This is a genomic window from Virgibacillus sp. W0181, from assembly GCF_051846915.1.
Classification (GTDB): Bacteria; Bacillota; Bacilli; order Bacillales; family Amphibacillaceae; genus JBPYCR01.
In genome coordinates this window covers 1-15,949 of sequence record NZ_JBPYCR010000032.1, presented here as the reverse complement: position 1 = coordinate 15,949, position 15,949 = coordinate 1, and the positions used below count along the sequence as shown (strand labels likewise).

Annotated in this window: 18 protein-coding genes; 7 read left to right on the top strand and 11 right to left on the bottom strand. The window is 37.7% G+C overall.

Annotated features, from left to right (window positions below):
- Positions 1–10 precede the first annotated feature (10 nt).
- A complete protein-coding gene (locus ACLIBG_RS12085) occupies positions 11–679 on the bottom strand; it encodes a TraR/DksA C4-type zinc finger protein (protein ID WP_439313018.1) in 669 nt (222 codons plus the stop codon).
- A gap of 306 nt (positions 680–985) precedes the next feature.
- Between ACLIBG_RS12085 and ACLIBG_RS12080 the strand changes: the two genes are divergently transcribed.
- On the top strand, positions 986–1,867 hold the full coding sequence (locus tag ACLIBG_RS12080) for an NAD(P)-dependent oxidoreductase (protein ID WP_439313042.1): 882 nt from the start codon (positions 986–988) through the stop codon (positions 1,865–1,867).
- Positions 1,868–1,915: 48 nt separating this feature from the next.
- Here the strand turns inward: ACLIBG_RS12080 and ACLIBG_RS12075 are convergent, their stop codons facing one another.
- The 3 genes from ACLIBG_RS12075 to ACLIBG_RS12065 form a co-directional block, all read right to left on the bottom strand.
- Positions 1,916–2,218: a hypothetical protein gene (locus ACLIBG_RS12075; RefSeq protein WP_439313017.1), complete on the bottom strand. Its 303-nt coding sequence runs from the start codon at positions 2,216–2,218 to the stop codon at positions 1,916–1,918.
- Positions 2,196–2,906, bottom strand: coding sequence for a class I SAM-dependent methyltransferase (locus tag ACLIBG_RS12070; protein WP_439313016.1), 711 nt, complete (start codon positions 2,904–2,906; stop codon positions 2,196–2,198). The genes ACLIBG_RS12075 and ACLIBG_RS12070 overlap by 23 nt, the downstream gene beginning before the upstream one ends.
- Before the next feature lie 70 nt (positions 2,907–2,976).
- Positions 2,977–3,177: a cold shock domain-containing protein gene (locus ACLIBG_RS12065; RefSeq protein ID WP_439313015.1), complete on the bottom strand. Its 201-nt coding sequence runs from the start codon at positions 3,175–3,177 to the stop codon at positions 2,977–2,979.
- A gap of 271 nt (positions 3,178–3,448) precedes the next feature.
- Here ACLIBG_RS12065 and ACLIBG_RS12060 point away from each other — a divergent pair, with 271 nt between their 5' ends.
- The 4 genes from ACLIBG_RS12060 (at position 3,449) to ACLIBG_RS12045 (ending at position 6,543) form a co-directional block, all read left to right on the top strand.
- A complete protein-coding gene (locus ACLIBG_RS12060) occupies positions 3,449–3,859 on the top strand; it encodes a YugN family protein (protein WP_439313014.1) in 411 nt (136 codons plus the stop codon).
- A gap of 663 nt (positions 3,860–4,522) precedes the next feature.
- A complete protein-coding gene (gene trhO / locus ACLIBG_RS12055; protein WP_439313013.1) occupies positions 4,523–5,494 on the top strand; it encodes an oxygen-dependent tRNA uridine(34) hydroxylase TrhO in 972 nt (323 codons plus the stop codon).
- Between the two features lie 183 nt (positions 5,495–5,677).
- Positions 5,678–6,157 (top strand): glutathione peroxidase, encoded by a 480-nt coding sequence (locus ACLIBG_RS12050; RefSeq protein WP_439313012.1) that lies wholly within the window; start codon positions 5,678–5,680, stop codon positions 6,155–6,157.
- An 8-nt stretch (positions 6,158–6,165) separates the two neighbouring features.
- The gene (locus tag ACLIBG_RS12045; RefSeq protein WP_439313011.1) at positions 6,166–6,543 is read left to right on the top strand and encodes a thiol-disulfide oxidoreductase DCC family protein; all 378 of its coding nucleotides are present in this window, start codon (positions 6,166–6,168) and stop codon (positions 6,541–6,543) included.
- 220 nt (positions 6,544–6,763) lie between these two features.
- Here ACLIBG_RS12045 and speB read toward each other — a convergent pair whose 3' ends face one another.
- The 6 genes from speB to ACLIBG_RS12015 form a co-directional block, all read right to left on the bottom strand.
- Positions 6,764–7,735: an agmatinase gene (gene speB, locus ACLIBG_RS12040; protein ID WP_439313010.1), complete on the bottom strand. Its 972-nt coding sequence runs from the start codon at positions 7,733–7,735 to the stop codon at positions 6,764–6,766.
- A 100-nt stretch (positions 7,736–7,835) separates the two neighbouring features.
- On the bottom strand, positions 7,836–8,906 hold the full coding sequence (locus tag ACLIBG_RS12035; RefSeq protein ID WP_439313009.1) for a YkvI family membrane protein: 1,071 nt from the start codon (positions 8,904–8,906) through the stop codon (positions 7,836–7,838).
- 298 nt (positions 8,907–9,204) lie between these two features.
- Positions 9,205–9,855 carry an SDR family oxidoreductase gene (locus ACLIBG_RS12030; RefSeq protein WP_439313008.1) on the bottom strand — a complete coding sequence of 217 codons (651 nt, stop codon included), beginning with the start codon at positions 9,853–9,855 and terminating at the stop codon, positions 9,205–9,207.
- 114 nt (positions 9,856–9,969) lie between these two features.
- The gene (locus tag ACLIBG_RS12025; RefSeq protein WP_439313007.1) at positions 9,970–10,281 is read right to left on the bottom strand and encodes a cupin domain-containing protein; all 312 of its coding nucleotides are present in this window, start codon (positions 10,279–10,281) and stop codon (positions 9,970–9,972) included.
- Between the two features lie 141 nt (positions 10,282–10,422).
- Complete coding sequence (locus tag ACLIBG_RS12020) at positions 10,423–11,355, bottom strand: DNA-3-methyladenine glycosylase family protein (RefSeq protein ID WP_439313006.1); 933 nt, start codon at positions 11,353–11,355, stop codon at positions 10,423–10,425.
- Positions 11,352–11,645, bottom strand: a complete 294-nt coding sequence (locus tag ACLIBG_RS12015; RefSeq protein WP_439313005.1) for a DUF3219 family protein — start codon at positions 11,643–11,645, stop codon at positions 11,352–11,354. The genes ACLIBG_RS12020 and ACLIBG_RS12015 overlap by 4 nt, the downstream gene beginning before the upstream one ends.
- A 296-nt stretch (positions 11,646–11,941) precedes the next feature.
- Between ACLIBG_RS12015 and lhgO the strand changes: the two genes are divergently transcribed.
- Positions 11,942–13,138 (top strand): L-2-hydroxyglutarate oxidase, encoded by a 1,197-nt coding sequence (gene lhgO / locus ACLIBG_RS12010; RefSeq protein WP_439313004.1) that lies wholly within the window; start codon positions 11,942–11,944, stop codon positions 13,136–13,138.
- Between the two features lie 257 nt (positions 13,139–13,395).
- Complete coding sequence (locus ACLIBG_RS12005) at positions 13,396–15,453, top strand: catalase (RefSeq protein ID WP_439313003.1); 2,058 nt, start codon at positions 13,396–13,398, stop codon at positions 15,451–15,453.
- A gap of 261 nt (positions 15,454–15,714) precedes the next feature.
- Here the strand turns inward: ACLIBG_RS12005 and ACLIBG_RS12000 are convergent.
- Positions 15,715–15,949, bottom strand: a 235-nt coding sequence (locus ACLIBG_RS12000; RefSeq protein WP_439313002.1) for a hypothetical protein, incomplete at its 5' end; no start/stop codon positions are given.

Below are 15,949 nucleotides of genomic sequence, written 5' to 3'. Positions count from 1 at the left end.
CTTATATGCCCTATTCGAATTCGTCCTCTTCATATTTTCGGTGATTAGGTGTATTTTCTTTATACGAACCATCCATATTAGCTGCCAAAAAGGATTCCACACTTTCTGTGGATCCGACCAACTCATCACTATTTGGATACATTTCATTGTAGTCATCGCGGTCTCCATAGAAATCGGAGGCTGTTTCTGAAGTGCCGTATCGACTTACATCCTGCCATGCATCTTCTGCATCGTACCCAACCTGATTCTCCTCCGTTACCTCATCTGGGTTAATGTTCGGGCTAAAAACTTCTTCTTCAACCGGTCTCTCCCGGCTAAATGTATTATTAACGGCATGTTCGTGACAACGATCAGTCGTTGGCACAACTGTCAGTCGCTCATACGGTATATCTTGCCCACACTTACTACATATTCCATACGTATTTTCCTCTACTGCATGAATCGCTTCATTTATTTGTTCCAATTCCTTTTCAGCATGACCGACTAATGCAAGGTCCTTCCCTCTTTCAAATGTTTCCGTCCCCATATCTGCAGGATGATTGTCATACATCGAAAGCTCTCCAACTGCTTCTGATGATTGTACAGATAGCCCGTAGCGATTATCCATATGCTGTATTAGTTCATTTTGCCGTTCAATCAAGATTGATTTTAAATGACTCAACTGCTCTTTTGTAAGCATAACAATCTTCCTCCGTTCTGTGTAATATATGTTACAGTTATCTTAACTAGTGCGTATTAAAGAGATGATTAAAAGCGCAATGCTTTTATAACTATAACCATACTATGTGTAAATCGAAAACAGATGATTCTTTATTTCTAAAATGAAAGCGTGTTAATATGTGGATATAAAACCTTTTTTAAGCGATGCAGTTATTTTAATGAAAATAATTGAATTTGCTCTTAAAGAGGTTGTTCAAAAAGTACAGTAAAAATCGCTTTGATCTTTCTTTTGAACATACACTTAAAGATAAAAAATTTAGGGGGAATTTTTGTGGATATTAAAGCTAAAGTTATTGGTTTTATTGGAATTGGTGTAATGGGAAAAAGCATTGCTGCTAACTTACAAAAGGCAGGGTTTACCGTACATATTTATACTCGAACTAAATCAAAAGCAAAAAATTTAATTGAACAAGGAGCAATCTGGAAAGACTCGCCCGCTGAAATTGCACAATCTGCAGATGTTATTATGACAATGGTTGGGTATCCACAAGATGTAGAGCATGTTTATCTTGGAGATAACGGAATTATTAATAACGCAAAGCCTGGTTCTTACATCGTTGATATGACGACGTCGAAGCCTGATTTAGCAAAAAAAATTCACAAACTGGCAAAAGCGCGTGATCTTTATGCTTTGGATGCTCCTGTTTCTGGTGGTGATATCGGAGCCAAAAACGGAACAATGGCAATTATGATTGGCGGAGATGCTTTTGCATATGAAAAAATTCAGCCAATTTTTGAAGTAATCGGAGAAAATATTGTTTACCAAGGTGAAGCTGGCGCCGGGCAACATACTAAGCTTGCAAATCAGATCACAATTGCTTCAAATATGATCGGCGTTTGCGAAACGATTGTTTATGCAAAAAAAGCAGGACTTGAGCCGACAAAGGTGCTTGAAAGTATTACAACCGGTGCAGCGGGTAGTTGGTCTCTATCCAATCTTGCGCCTCGAATGATCAAAGGGGACTTTGCACCAGGTTTTTATGTAAAGCATTTTATAAAAGATATGACCATCGCACTGGAATCGGCAAAAGATATGGGCTTATCCACACCCGGACTTGAGCTTTCCCTGAGTTTGTATAAAGAGCTCGCTTCCAAAGGTGATCAGGACAGTGGAACACAGGCTTTAATTAAGCTTTTTGAACGCTAAGTGGCAAGCAATTACCTACGCTCATATAAATTTCGAGAAATGGGAGATTTATTTTCTTTCCCGTTTCTCGATTTCATTTTGAACAATAAATGCTAAATTATCATTACCGAAAATTTGCAGTATATTCAATACCGTTTGATTTTCTATTTGTTCGGATTCTTGCTTGGACACAGTTAATTCAAGTGCATCAATCAATGCGTCATTCCGTAATTGGTTCGGGTACGCTTGGTTATATAATGCAACCGGATCTAAATCATTATTGATACACCACTGCGCATAGATTAAAATCATCATGCGCTCGTCATCCTGATATGCTTGAATAATCTGCTCATCCTTCTGTTTCCGGTTCATCATTTTTCCCCTTTCGCAGCATAAATACCCACATAAACGTTAGTGCTTGCTTTAATTCCAGAGGCAATCCACTATAATGACTTTCCTTTATTCCTTCTTTATAAACGCCAAATCCATCTACATATTCCCAGCCATTTTCCAATGCAAGCTGCATAAATTCCCATGGCATCATCGTATTGCATATGACTTGATTACCATATAGACGAGCGTAGCTGTTAATTCTAGGCCCTGCAGTTGGACCAAGTATACCTATACAAAGGTGGCCATTCACTTGCAAGACACGTTGAATTTCTTTTAGGGCGGCAAGTGGGTCTTCCGTCCATTCAAGTACATTTATCGATAAAATGCCAGCAAAACTTCCATCCGCAAACGGAAGCTTCGCAACATCCGACTGCAAAAAATTTATATCCTTCTGTTGTCTATGATTTCGGGCAAGGGTGATCATTTCCTTTGAAATATCAACAGCTGTAACATCGTAACCGGATTTACTTAATTGCAAAGACCCATAACCATCTCCACATCCAACATCAAGTATCGCTTTTCCATTATTTACGTGCTTATTAAAAAATGGAATGATTTTTCTTCTGCTACCGGTATCCCACATTTTTTTGCTGCGCTCATTCCAGAAATGTGCCCGTTCATCCCACTCTTCTTCAGCTGCTCGCTGCCAATTCAATGGTTGATTCAATAGATCGTCATCCTCTCATAACAAAAAAAAGCTCATCCCACAAATGTGAGACAAGCTTTTTTGAATTTAATTATACAGCTGAAACGTTAGCAGCTTGTGGTCCGCGCTCGCCTTCAACGATTTCAAATTCAACGTCTTGACCTTCTTCAAGCGTTTTGAAGCCTTCAGCTTGAATTGCTGAGAAGTGTACGAATACGTCGTCGCCATCTTCACGCTCGATAAATCCAAAGCCTTTTTCTGCGTTAAACCATTTTACTTTACCAGTCATCATATAAATGACCTCCTTTTACAAATATCGTGCAAAGTAATTGAATCATAAATACTTTTACACCACTTGTTCAAAGAGATCATAAAGTATTACTTCAATTTCATTTGCATATTCAACTTTAAACGTTTTTGAAAAAAAATGCAAGCATTTTGATTAACTTAATTAAAAAAACCTCCAAAACAGAAGATTTATTAAAGGAAAACCCGTTTTCAAGTATGGTCTACCCGTTTTTAGTAAATCATATAACCAAATAATGTAACAGGAGGGCTATTTTATGATTAAATTAGATAGTGATATTACTGGAAGACAGACATATTTTGGACAGGTTCAAAACATGTGTAAACAACATGGTTATTGTCTGGCAGGAAATTGGGAGTATGATCGTGGTCACTTTGATGCAGTTTTATGGCGTGAAGGTGGAGAATCTATTTATGTACGAATTCCTTTTAATGTTATTAAAGGAGAATTGGATCGACATGATGCCCAGCTTGAATTTTCCACCCCCTATATTATTAAACACGTTGTAAATGTCGGGCTGGACCGAGATGAGAACTCGCTGCTAAGTGCAGTTGGGTTTAACCAATTTCAAAAACCATTAGATACAGACGGTCATATTGATAATAAAGATAAATGGGTAGATGCCGGTGAACAAGCTGTACAACATTTTATGAAGTACATAGGTTAATTGATATATTCAGGAGATCGGATGAATGAACACTCCGGTCTCTTTTGTATTCTAACCAGCAAATAACTTAAGAAAAGCGCAAGCGCCCCGCCTAGAAACGTAGCGAGTGGACCAAAGCAACTGAGATAAAGAAATCACGATGAGCACCGCGAATCGATGATAACTTTCACCCAAGGGCATAAGGGCGACTAAGCCTCTGGCTAAAGCCATCGGCAAGTCTTCTTTATCGCAAGGCGCTGTGGGAAGTCGCCTAGTTTCTGGGCGCTGAAGCTAGACAGATACGCGAAAAATTTTATACATTCTTATCTTTTTAAAAAACTAATCTAGAAAGTGGTGAACCAATGTTTAATCTTCAAACGAATCGAGTATTTGCGATGAATGCTCTTTTATCAAGTGTCTTCAGTTTAATTATTATTTTGTTAACTATTTACCATCACTTAACTGTAAAAAAATTACTCAAAAAGAAATAGCCAGCTTAAAGCTGTTATATGTGATATAGCAGTTAAAAAACCATTTGGAAACATCCAGATGTATATCTTAGTAAATAAAAAAATTACTGGTGAAACAAATAAAAACATGCTAAAATATACAGTTGCAAGACTATAAAATTAAATACCCCCATACATTTATATCTTGCAAATATGAATGGTAGGTGGATGAAAGATGAGTAATAAATATCACGTTTTATTGTATTATCATTATGTGCATATTGAAGAGCCCGAAGAATATGCAATGGAGCATTTACAATTTTGTAATGAATTAGGGTTAAAAGGACGAATTCTTGTTGCTCAGGAAGGGATCAACGGAACCGTTTCCGGAACCATTGAGCAAACAAATAAGTACATGGAAGCGATGCATCAAGATCCTCGATTCTCTAATATGGTTTTTAAAATTGATGAGCATGAGGGACACGCCTTCAAGAAAATGCATGTGCGCCCTAGAAAAGAACTAGTTACCCTTCGATTGGAGGACGATATTAACCCAAAAGAAACAACGGGAAGCTATTTAACTCCAAAAGAATTTTATAAAGCGATGCAGGATGAAAATACAGTTGTATTGGATGCCCGCAATGACTACGAATATGATGTTGGTCACTTCAGAGGTGCAATTCGCCCGGATATTGAGACCTTCCGCGAGTTACCGGATTGGGTCCGTGAAAATAAGCATCTAATTGAAGGTAAACGGATTTTAACGTATTGCACAGGTGGCATCCGTTGCGAAAAATTTTCGGGTTGGCTCGTTAAGGAAGGTTTTGAAGATGTTGCTCAACTCCATGGTGGCATCGTATCGTATGGTAAAGATCCTGAGGTTCAAGGTGATTTATGGGACGGTCAATGCTACGTTTTTGACGAGCGACTAACCGTACCAATTAATCAAAAAGAACACGTTGTCGTCGGTGTTGATTATTTCGACGGAAAACCATGTGAACGTTATGTCAACTGCGCAAAGCCGGAATGTAACAAGCAAATACTATGTTCAGAAGAAAATGAACATAAATATATGCGTGGCTGTACTCACGAATGCCGTATTAGTCCGCGTAACATGTATGTAAAAGAGCACAACTTATCACCGGATGAAATACAGCGCCGTCTCGACCGAATTGAAAAAGAAGATAAAGTGAAGCAAGAAGCATAATCAATTTAAAGTGGCCCTAATCGGGTCACTTTTTTGTTTTTAATGAATTCTTCTAGCAATGCAATACTAAAGACGCAAGATTCTAGAAGGCTTTTTATAATTGCTGTTTTAATTTTCATATATCCGATTTTTGACAGCCTTTCTCCTAATTGCTATTCTTTTGTCAAAGGAGTGAAGCATCATATGAACTTGTACGAATTTTCCGCTACGACCATAACAGGAGAAGAAAAATCACTTGAGGACTATAAAGGATACGTCATGCTAATTGTGAACACAGCGAGCAAATGCGGCTTCACACCACAATTTGACGGGCTGCAACAGTTATATGAAGAATATAAAGATCAAGGCTTTGTAATACTTGGGTTCCCGTGTAATCAATTTAACAATCAGGATCCTGGCACGGATGAGGAAATAGAATCTTTTTGCAAACTGAATTATGGAGTAACTTTTCCGATGTTTCAAAAAGTAGATGTCAAAGGGGACCATGCTCATCCGTTGTTTAACTATTTGACAAATGAAGCAAAAGGGCTTCTTAATAAGGATATAAAGTGGAATTTTACGAAGTTTTTAGTCGATAAAAACGGGGAAGTTGTTGACCGTTTTGCACCACAAACAAAACCGGAAAGCATCCGGCCAAAAATTGAGTCCGAGTTAAATAAATGAGTTGCATCGTGCTTTTTGATGGTGATTGCAGCTTTTGTAATCGGAGTGTGAAGTTTATTATTAAAAGAGACTCACAGGAATTTTTTAAATTCGCTTCTCTAGACAGCGATATCGGCAAAAAATACAAACGCCAGTTTAATATTCCAGAACATATGGATAGCATGATTTTGATTGTTGAGAATAACTGGTATGCTAAATCTTCCGCAGCACTTCGTATATCAAAGCATTTAACAGGGCTGTGGAAGATGGCTTACATTCTATTAATTATTCCAAAACCTGTACGTGATAGTGCATATAATATAATTGCTTCAAACAGGCATCGGTTTTTTGATCAAAATAAAAGCTGTGAACTGCCCGGAGAGGATATAAAAAAGAGGTTTTTGTAAAAGCTGTTTAAACATCATCTTTTTTATATTCGTTTTTTCTATCTAAAAATCTCATCATCATTTCGCACATGTATAGATCCTCATTGCCTCTATGTTGAATAAAGACAGCAAAAGAGAACCCTTCTTCAAGGTTCTCTTTTGAATGATTCCCGTATATATTAGAAGTGACTTACAAGCTGTTGTGTCTATCCGAAAGATCGCTTCATAATAAAACTACTGTTTATTTACTTGCATTCTTTTGTTCATAAATGATGAAATTAATAAAATCAATAATGAGCCTTGCAGCAATTTGCGATGTTACACCTGTTGGGTCATATAACGGATTTACTTCTACCAAATCAAACCCGATCACATTTCCCTTTTTCGCAACCGCTTCAAGAATTTCACTGACTTCATCGTAATAAAAACCGCCTGGTGACGGAGAGCCTGCTCCAGGAGCGATAGAAGCATCCAATCCATCGATATCAATGGTAACGTAATATTTTTCACCATCCGGCATATCTTTTAAAGCTTCCTCAATGCCCATTTTTCTAAGTTGTTTAGGTGATACGATTTTACTGCCATAAGCACGGGCATCATCAAAATCTTCTTTTTGACTGCTTCCGACACCTCGGATTCCAAGCTGCGCCATTTTATTTATATGATCCATTTCCGACATGCGACGCATCGGGTTACTTAGCGTGTAACGCTGTCCAGATGCATCTTTGAGCCAGTCCATATGAGCATCAATTTGCACAACATTCACTTTTTCATGGCTGTCCAATGCAAAAGCAACCGGATTTGTTACCGAATGATCTCCACCCAATACAATCGGCATAGCACCTTTGGCAATTACCTTTCTGACCACTTCTTCTGTATTTTCATGGCTTTGCTCTACGTCACCATTAATAATAGAAACGTCGCCACAATCAACGATTTTAATACCATCATTATCGTAGACAATGTCGCGCTCGTGGTCATATCCCGAACCAAATGAATATAGCGATGATTGTTCACGAATAGATCTTGGACCCATGCGCGCACCAGAACGCCAAGCTGTCGTCATGTCATTAGGTACACCAATTATTGCAATATCGGCATCCAATTCATCCAGATTTGTGCAAATTGGAGCTTTACGGAATGACGTAATACCTGTGAATGGCATATCCAGCTTTACCCTTTTATAGTCTGGTTCCTTTGCATATTTACTCATAAATTATCCCTCTTTCTTATAATAATTTAGTTAGAGTGAACATGGAAAAATTACGAAACAAGTTTTACTGAAACAAGTTCAACCATTTCTAACTGCACAATTACTTGCTTTTTGCAAGTTTACCCGGATTAATAAACTGCCGGTATAACATACAAGCAATTAACACAAGTCCAATATACCCCACAATCGGATATACTACATCAATAATCGTTGCAAACGGGAATAATCCTCCAAAAAACCCAACGATTGTTAATATTACCGTTATGATACGATATCTTTTTTCATTTCCGCCAGAAAACTGCTTGGAAACGGTCCACAACATTCCTACAGCTGTCGTATAAATGGCAATCAATAAAATGATAGAGAACACTAACCCTAACGCAGGGCTAATTTGGCTTGCTAAATACAATGTTGGTATTCCTAAAGCACCTGCTTCTTCTACGTTTGATAGTATCCCAATATAGATCATGAATACCCCAATTAACATAATAAGCCCGCCAATAATTCCACCGTAAATCACATGTTTTCTATTTACTTCTTCTTTTCCTAAATTAGACAAAAATGGTGCAGCTACAAGTAATACAAATGAAGAATAAACAAACCCAGCCTGCCACCAATGGCTAGTAGCCATCGTAAGGTCAAGACCTTTAACTGTATCCCCAGCCTGAGCAAACATTGTTGCGTCAAAATTACCCCCACCAACAACAATGGCAAATATAACAATAACCGGCCCGGCTATTCCTAATATTTTAATGATAGTTTCCAAGCGTAACAATGCTGTAATTAAAACTAAGATAGCCATCAATGCTCTTCCGACAACTTCACCTACTCCAAAGTGTTCGGATACGGTAGCACCCGCTCCTGCAATCATAACAACAAAAACAATTAAAATAAATAATTGCGCAAACCAGTAAAAAAATGTTCCTAAATATTTACCGCCAAAATAATTAAACACACCTTTTGAATCTTCAGCTTGTAAACGTAGCCCTACATCCATTGCATAAGCTCCAAACCACATATGCAAGATAGCCGCAATGATAATGGCTCCTATTCCATAATACCCAAATGAAACGAAGAACTGTAATATTTCTTGTCCAGTAGCTGTTCCAGCCCCAAGAATAAACGAAACAAACGCACCTGCCAATATGATAATTCTCAAACTGCTATTCATGATGACTTCCTTTCCCTAATGGATTAATTTTATTACAAAATCACTTTATCAAGGTAAAGAGATAAAGTAAATATTAGAATAACACAGGTTTTGAACGATGTAAATATTCAATACTAAAAATGATATATGGTAGTATGTTCCAAAATATTCTTTTTAGCCAAATCGAAAAAATTTTATATGATGCAGTCTTTTAACAAGTGAAAAATGAAACTTTTTCAGCTTATTCCGATAGAACACAAAAAAATGAGAGCAGGTATAGACTGCCCTCTTATTTTCAAATTCTAGTATGTCGTTTTCTCTAAATAGTATCAACCGCATCCTTAATGGGTGTTGTTCCCGCTACGACTTGAAATTCTTTCCCAATTGTTCTCTCATTTTCCAACACAGCAAAAATCACGCTTGCCACATCTTCTCTCGGAATCTCATTTCTGTCTACTTCAACCGCTACCTCGACTTTTCCGATTCCTTTATTATTCGTTAGCTTGCCAGGATGGATTATTGTATAATCCAAATCGGTCGCTTTTAACCATTCATCCGCATAATGTTTGGCCGCTACATATGGTGCAAAGGATTCGGATGCTGCTTGAATCGCTTCTCGTCTCGTGTCAAAGGAACTAATCATAATAAACCGTTTCACTTTAGCTACCTTTGCTGCCTCAATTGTTTTTACCGCACCATCTAAATCGACCATAATCGTCTTGTCTTTTCCGGTACTTGGCCCGGAACCAGCTGTGAATACAATTGCGTCAACGTCTTTAGCAACGTCTGCAATGTTATCAATTTCCCCTTCCAAATCGGCGACCGCTGTTTCCGCGCCTGCATTTTCAAAGAAAGCAGCTTGTTTAGAATTTCGAATCATTGCTTTTGCTTTCATATTCTCACTGTCCTGAATTAAAGTAACGAGATGTTTTCCAATCTGACCATTTGCTCCAACAACAAGAACTTTCAATTCATCCACCCTTTCTAATATTTTATGTTTTCGCTCATTTTATCGTACTTAAGTAAAATCCAAAGAAATGTCTACTTCCTATATTCAACTTAAACAAAGAGAACTATTTTTTATTTAAGCTTTTAACAAATCTTCTCTTAACGGGGTAAATGTATCCAGCAAAACACCTTCTTCTAATGCGAGCACACCATGTTTGCAATTTGAAGGTATAAAAATTGTCTCACCTGCTTTTACGATTTGCTCTCTATCATCTATGAAAAACTTAAACTCGCCTTCTAAAACATATGTAAATTGTTCATGATGGTGATTATGCAACTTTCCTTCTGCTTCTTTTTCAAAGTGAACTTTCATCATCATAATTGACTCGCCTGGAGGGAATATCTTTCTCTTTACACCTAAATCTACTTGTTCCCATTCATTAGTCATTTACTTTTATCCCTTCTGTGAATAATTATTTGAGCGTCGCCTTCTCAACAATTGTTTCATTCAATTTTAGTTAAATTTATTATACATTAATTCATAAATTCCACTACAATGAACTTTGCAACTATACATAAAGAGCCAATCTTACACTGCCCTCCACAAATAAAAAGTCGCATAAGCTTCCCAATTTCCCCAAGGAATGGCCAACTCTTTTATCTCTTCTTTTGTCGGCTTTCGTTCCATCTCTTGTACAAACTTTATAGCATTAATAAGTCCGATATCGTCAATTGGAAAAGCCTCTGGATAACGAAGACAGCGCATGAGTACATAGTTGGCCGTCCATGGTCCAATTCCCCGTATGCTAGTTAGTTCCTTTTCCACTTTTTTAAAGTCACGTAATTCCAGTAACTTTCTCTTTGACAGTTCATCTTGCTCCATTAGCTTGGCAATACCAATAATGTATTCACTTTTACGCATTGTCATTTTTATATCCGCCAATTCTTCCGGGGTAAGTTTGGCTATTGTCTCATACGTAGGGTGGATCCAATACGGATTTCCATTATAAAAAATAGCCTTTCCGAACGTTTCGACAAATTGACGCTTCAATCTATAGGCGAAACGCAAATTAATTTGCTGTCCCAAAACCCCCCAGCACAATGCTTCAAAAAGATCAGGAACACCGATCAATCGAAGTCCATAACTATTTGTGACCAACCGCTTCAACAAGGGATCATTTTGTGCCATTTCATAAAACGGTGCAAGATTCGTCTCCAAATCAAACCAATCTGCAATATAGCGAACAACAGCCATTTTTCTTTCGATTGAATCTGGCTTTGTATCCGTTAACAAACGAACAAATAAATCATCGTTTTCACAAGAGCTAACTTGCACTAATGCATGTCCTCCACCAGCAGGAATAATTCGTGTAATGACCCCATTTTTAACTTCAAACATACATTCATTTTTATCTCGCTCTAAATATCCTAAATTCGACTTGAAATTGAATTCTACGGGAGTCTTAATGACAATTCCATCTTGAACTTCTTCCCAGCTTGGAATTTTATCGGTACTTTTCATTTCATTCCGTCCTTTACTTCTCGTAGACATAATTTGAATTCCCCGACTTGCCCCTTTTGATATAAATTTGTAATGGAAGTGGAGTATTTTTGAATATTCCCTGTAAATTTTAACCCTTTTTCGGGAACTTTCACTTCAAAGGTTCCTTTATACAATAGCGTCGTAATGTCATGGTATTCTTCGCTTGTTACTTTAAAATCGATGCAGATTTGTTGTAGTCCAGCTATCTTTTCTTCTTGATAATGATCTGGGTGAATCACCGTATCATCTAAGAATACTTTCTGTATCAAGTAATCGTCTCCTTTTGTATAAGAATCTTAGCATTTAAAAAATATGGGAGCAAATGCTTCACTTCATCCTTATCCACTTGCACATTAGTCCAGTAACCTATTCTCAAGTTAATTCGGCACGGAAATTTGAAATCCTTCTTCATCTGTTCACGAAAACAAATTCATTTGTGGTAGAATAACTTTAATAGATTTAAAAGTTTTAATATTACAATAGATGGGTTTTTACTTTTTTATACAACTCATTATCTCACTATACGAAGCAATTTATTTAGGAGATGAATCTGGAGGAAAATCACATGTATGATTTTATAATTATTGGTGGGGGAATTGTAGGTTTGTCAGTTGGCATGAACATTTACGACAGCTTTCCCAATGCTAAAGTTTTAATTTTGGAGAAAGAAAAAGAAGTGGCTCAGCATCAAACCGGGCATAACAGCGGTGTAATTCATTCCGGTATTTATTATAAGCCTGGAAGTTATAAAGCCGAGTTTGCTAAAAGTGGCAGCGAATCGATGCGAGCATTCAGTGCGAAGAATGGTATTAAACATGATATTTGCGGAAAAGTAATTGTTGCAACGAAGGAAACCGAACGTCCCTTGTTAGAGAACTTATACAAGCGCGGCCTAGAAAACGGACTTCCGATTACCAAACTCAATAAAGAAGAATTGCTTGAAAAAGAGCCGAATGTAAATGGGATTGGTGCCATTCATGTTCCAATGGCAGGTATTGTTGATTATAAGCAAGTATCCGAAAAAATGGCTGAAATCATAAAGCAAAATGGCGGCGATGTCATTTTAGGCAATGAAGTTAAAAGCATTTCAGAAGCGAATCATGAAGTAACTGTAGAAACCGGTTCAACCACTTATCAAGGGAAACTAATGATTAATTGTGCTGGCCTTCAAAGTGACCGGATAGCAAAAATGACTGGTTACGTCACCGATGTAAAAATCGTGCCATTTAGAGGAGAATATTATAAAATCAGACCCGAGAAACAAAGTTTAGTAAATAACCTTGTATACCCGGTTCCAAATCCGGATTTTCCTTTTCTTGGCGTTCATTTTACGCGTATGGTTAACAATGAAATAGAAGTTGGTCCGAATGCAGTTCTTGGCTTCAAAAGAGAAGGGTATAAAAAGACGGATTTTAATCTCCAGGACTTCTCCGAAATTATGACCTATAAAGGATTTTGGAGCCTGGCCTTTCGTAATATGAGAGAAGGAATGAATGAAATGTTTAGATCCTTTGTTAAATCTAAATTTACGGAAAACGCGCAACACCTAATTCCTGCTCTGCAATCAGAGGACTTAATTCATACAGAAGCGGGAGTACGGGCTCAAGCATTGAAAGAAGACGGCAGTTTAGTAGATGATTTCTTTATCATTAATGGAAAAAAGAGCATTCATGTCTGTAATGCGCCATCACCAGCTGCAACTGCATCGATTGAAATAGGCCGTGAAATTGTTCGTATGATCACAGCAGAGAGAACCGTATGATATTTTCTATTAATCCATACGACACTTGCTAACTACCCACACTTATCCCAACCGTGTGGGTATATTTATGTGCAAGTTGAATTTTCTAACCTCGATTAATAACACTATATAGCCATTATATTCAGCGACTATCCCCATTCTTTTATCCACCTTGTCCAAATCTTTTTACCCATAATTTCTTACTATAGTTGAATAATTATTGAATGGCAGCATATGTATAAAGGGGATTATTAAGTAAATGAAGGATAGGTGATTACATGGATGATCAGTCATCAAGAGACCAAAATCCTGTTAATAAAGACGGTAAGCAAAAGCAACTAGATCAGTATCGCATACATGACACCGGGGAGCCAATGACGACAAGCCAAGGAAGGAAAATATCAAATGATTCGGAAACACTAAAAGCCGGGGAACGTGGTCCTTCTCTACACGAAGACTGGCATTACTTTGAGAAGATGACACATTTTGTACAGGAAGAAGAACCGGAAAGAACCGTTCATGCAAGAGGTTATAGTGCATACGGGGATTTTGAATGTTATCAGTCGATGAGTGAAGTGACAAAAGCATGCTTTTTACAGGAACCCGGAAAAAGGACTCCATTAACTATCCGTTATTCTACTGTACAAGGGCCTAGAGGATCTTATGATACGGCTAGAGATTTACGTTGTCAGGGCGTGAAATTTTATACCGAGGAAGGAAATTACGATCTAACCACAATTGCTATGCCTGTACTAATTAACCAAGACCCAATGAAATTTCCGGATGCGTTGCATGCGTACCAATCGAAGCCTGATGTTGATATACCTACAGCCTCGGGTGCACATGACACCTTTTGGGATTATGTAGCCAATAATCCGGAAGCTCTTCATATGGTGCAATGGATTATGTCTGATCGGGGCATTGTACGAAGTTACCGCATGATGGAGTCGTGGTCCATCAATACGTATTTGTTTGTGAACGAACAAGGTGTTGCAACCTTTGTCAGATTTGTCTGGAAACCTGTCCTTGGTGTTCATTCCCTACTTCAGGATGAGGCACTGAAAATCGGCGGACTTGATCCCGATTTCCACCGAAGAGATTTAAGAAATGCGATAGACAAGGGCGCTTACCCTGAGTATGAATTGGGGGTTCAGCTCATACCGTTGGAGGATGAATTCAAATACGATTTTGATATTCTCGATCCTGCAAAGTTTTGGCCGGAAGAATTAATCCCTGTTCAACTTGTCGGGAAGATGACATTAAATCGAAACATTGATAATTACCATACGGAGTCGGAACAAGCAGCATTTAATCCAGCAAATGTCGTGCCGGGAATTGATTTTTCAAACGATCCCGTACTACAGGGTAGGCTCGTTGCTTATCATATGGCACAAGTACATCGAATTGGAACGAATTTTCAAGAATTACCGATCAATAAACCGATTTGTCCGTTTCATAATAATCAACGGCGAGGGCCGATGAGATATCGAATCGATGTGGATAAAGTAAACTATCATGAAAATTCATTAGCAAATAATACACCATATACGACACCCCCAGAAGAAGGCGGGTATGAGCATTATCCGAAAAAGGTTGAGGGACACGTCATACGGGGGCGAAGTGAATCGTTTAACGACTTCTTTTCTCAGCCGAGGACTTTTTGGAATAGCATGACACCGATTGAAAGGCAGCATACGATTCAAGGGTTCAGCTACCAGCTTGGGAAAGTAGAAAGCGAATCTGTCCGCCAACAAAATGTTAACTTGCTCGTAAATGTTGATAAGGAACTGGCTTGCATTGTTGCAGATAATATTGGTGTGGAACGGCCAACAGGTTCTCATGTTTCCGTCTCGACAAGTTATCCTTCACTAAGCCAGTACACGACACCGAAATATGCATATACGCAAAAATTAGGAGTGTTAATCGGGGATGGTTTTAATAGTCAAGAGATAACAAATGTACTGAACACATTGGAAAAACAAGGAGTTTTTGTTGACATTATAAGTGAAACGCTAGGCACAGTTATGGCTGAAGATGGCACTAAACTTAAAGTCGATGCAACTTATCTTACAGCAAGTCCATATTTATATGACGCTATTTACGTTGTTGGTGGGAAATCTAAAAACGAAGCTAAATTCATGCAAGACGTTTCAGACTTTGTACATCATGCCTATAAACACTATAAACCAATTGGTGTAGCCACGACTGGGCAGTCTTATATTCAAACATCGAAAGATAATAATTTAGCTGGAGTCGTTTTTGCCGAAAATAATCCAGATTTTGGGGAAGACTTTGTTTCCGCTATAGCCGAACAACGTTTTTGGAATAGAAAATAAAATGTTAATTTATTACTTTAGGGAAATAGCAATGTGCTATTTCCCTATTTTTTTGCTATTTCAGCATTTTAATATACTAATTTTTCTGACATTTATCTGTTTATACTAACTCTTTTTATTCAGTAGCTGATCTTAAAAAATTGTATGATAAGCCTTCTATCTGTAGTACTATTTAAAGCGAGAATTGTAGGGGTTGTGACAGCTAATGTTTGTCAATTCTTCAAAGTTTTATATACACATAGTAATTAAACTGGAAGTTTGCTAAATAATATTTTCTATTAAGCTCGTGACAATTGCTTCCCTTTTCAATATTATTAAGTTATTATCAAACCTTTTGTATAGTAGAGCTCTATTATTAAACGAATTACTGGGAGTGTCAATAATTTTGTGTAAATGCCCTTGTTCTGGTAGAACGGCTAGCTTATAGGTAAATTCAGGAAATTTTTCTTTTTGTATAAATTGCTCTGAGCCACAGCGGCAGCTGTTTGTCCTTGAC

What these genes read in the sequence shown, in the direction of transcription:
- ACLIBG_RS12025 (WP_439313007.1), bottom strand. Translation starts at nt 10,281, where the DNA reads ATGACTAATGAATGGGAACAAGTAGATTTAGGTGTAAAGAGAAAGATA.
- ACLIBG_RS12050 (WP_439313012.1), top strand. Translation starts at nt 5,678, where the DNA reads ATGAACTTGTACGAATTTTCCGCTACGACCATAACAGGAGAAGAAAAA.
- speB (WP_439313010.1), bottom strand. Translation starts at nt 7,735, where the DNA reads ATGAGTAAATATGCAAAGGAACCAGACTATAAAAGGGTAAAGCTGGAT.
- ACLIBG_RS12085 (WP_439313018.1), bottom strand. Translation starts at nt 679, where the DNA reads ATGCTTACAAAAGAGCAGTTGAGTCATTTAAAATCAATCTTGATTGAA.
- ACLIBG_RS12065 (WP_439313015.1), bottom strand. Translation starts at nt 3,177, where the DNA reads ATGATGACTGGTAAAGTAAAATGGTTTAACGCAGAAAAAGGCTTTGGA.
- ACLIBG_RS12075 (WP_439313017.1), bottom strand. Translation starts at nt 2,218, where the DNA reads ATGAACCGGAAACAGAAGGATGAGCAGATTATTCAAGCATATCAGGAT.
- lhgO (WP_439313004.1), top strand. Translation starts at nt 11,942, where the DNA reads ATGTATGATTTTATAATTATTGGTGGGGGAATTGTAGGTTTGTCAGTT.
- ACLIBG_RS12005 (WP_439313003.1), top strand. Translation starts at nt 13,396, where the DNA reads ATGGATGATCAGTCATCAAGAGACCAAAATCCTGTTAATAAAGACGGT.
- ACLIBG_RS12060 (WP_439313014.1), top strand. Translation starts at nt 3,449, where the DNA reads ATGATTAAATTAGATAGTGATATTACTGGAAGACAGACATATTTTGGA.
- trhO (WP_439313013.1), top strand. Translation starts at nt 4,523, where the DNA reads ATGAGTAATAAATATCACGTTTTATTGTATTATCATTATGTGCATATT.
- ACLIBG_RS12020 (WP_439313006.1), bottom strand. Translation starts at nt 11,355, where the DNA reads ATGAAAAGTACCGATAAAATTCCAAGCTGGGAAGAAGTTCAAGATGGA.
- ACLIBG_RS12035 (WP_439313009.1), bottom strand. Translation starts at nt 8,906, where the DNA reads ATGAATAGCAGTTTGAGAATTATCATATTGGCAGGTGCGTTTGTTTCG.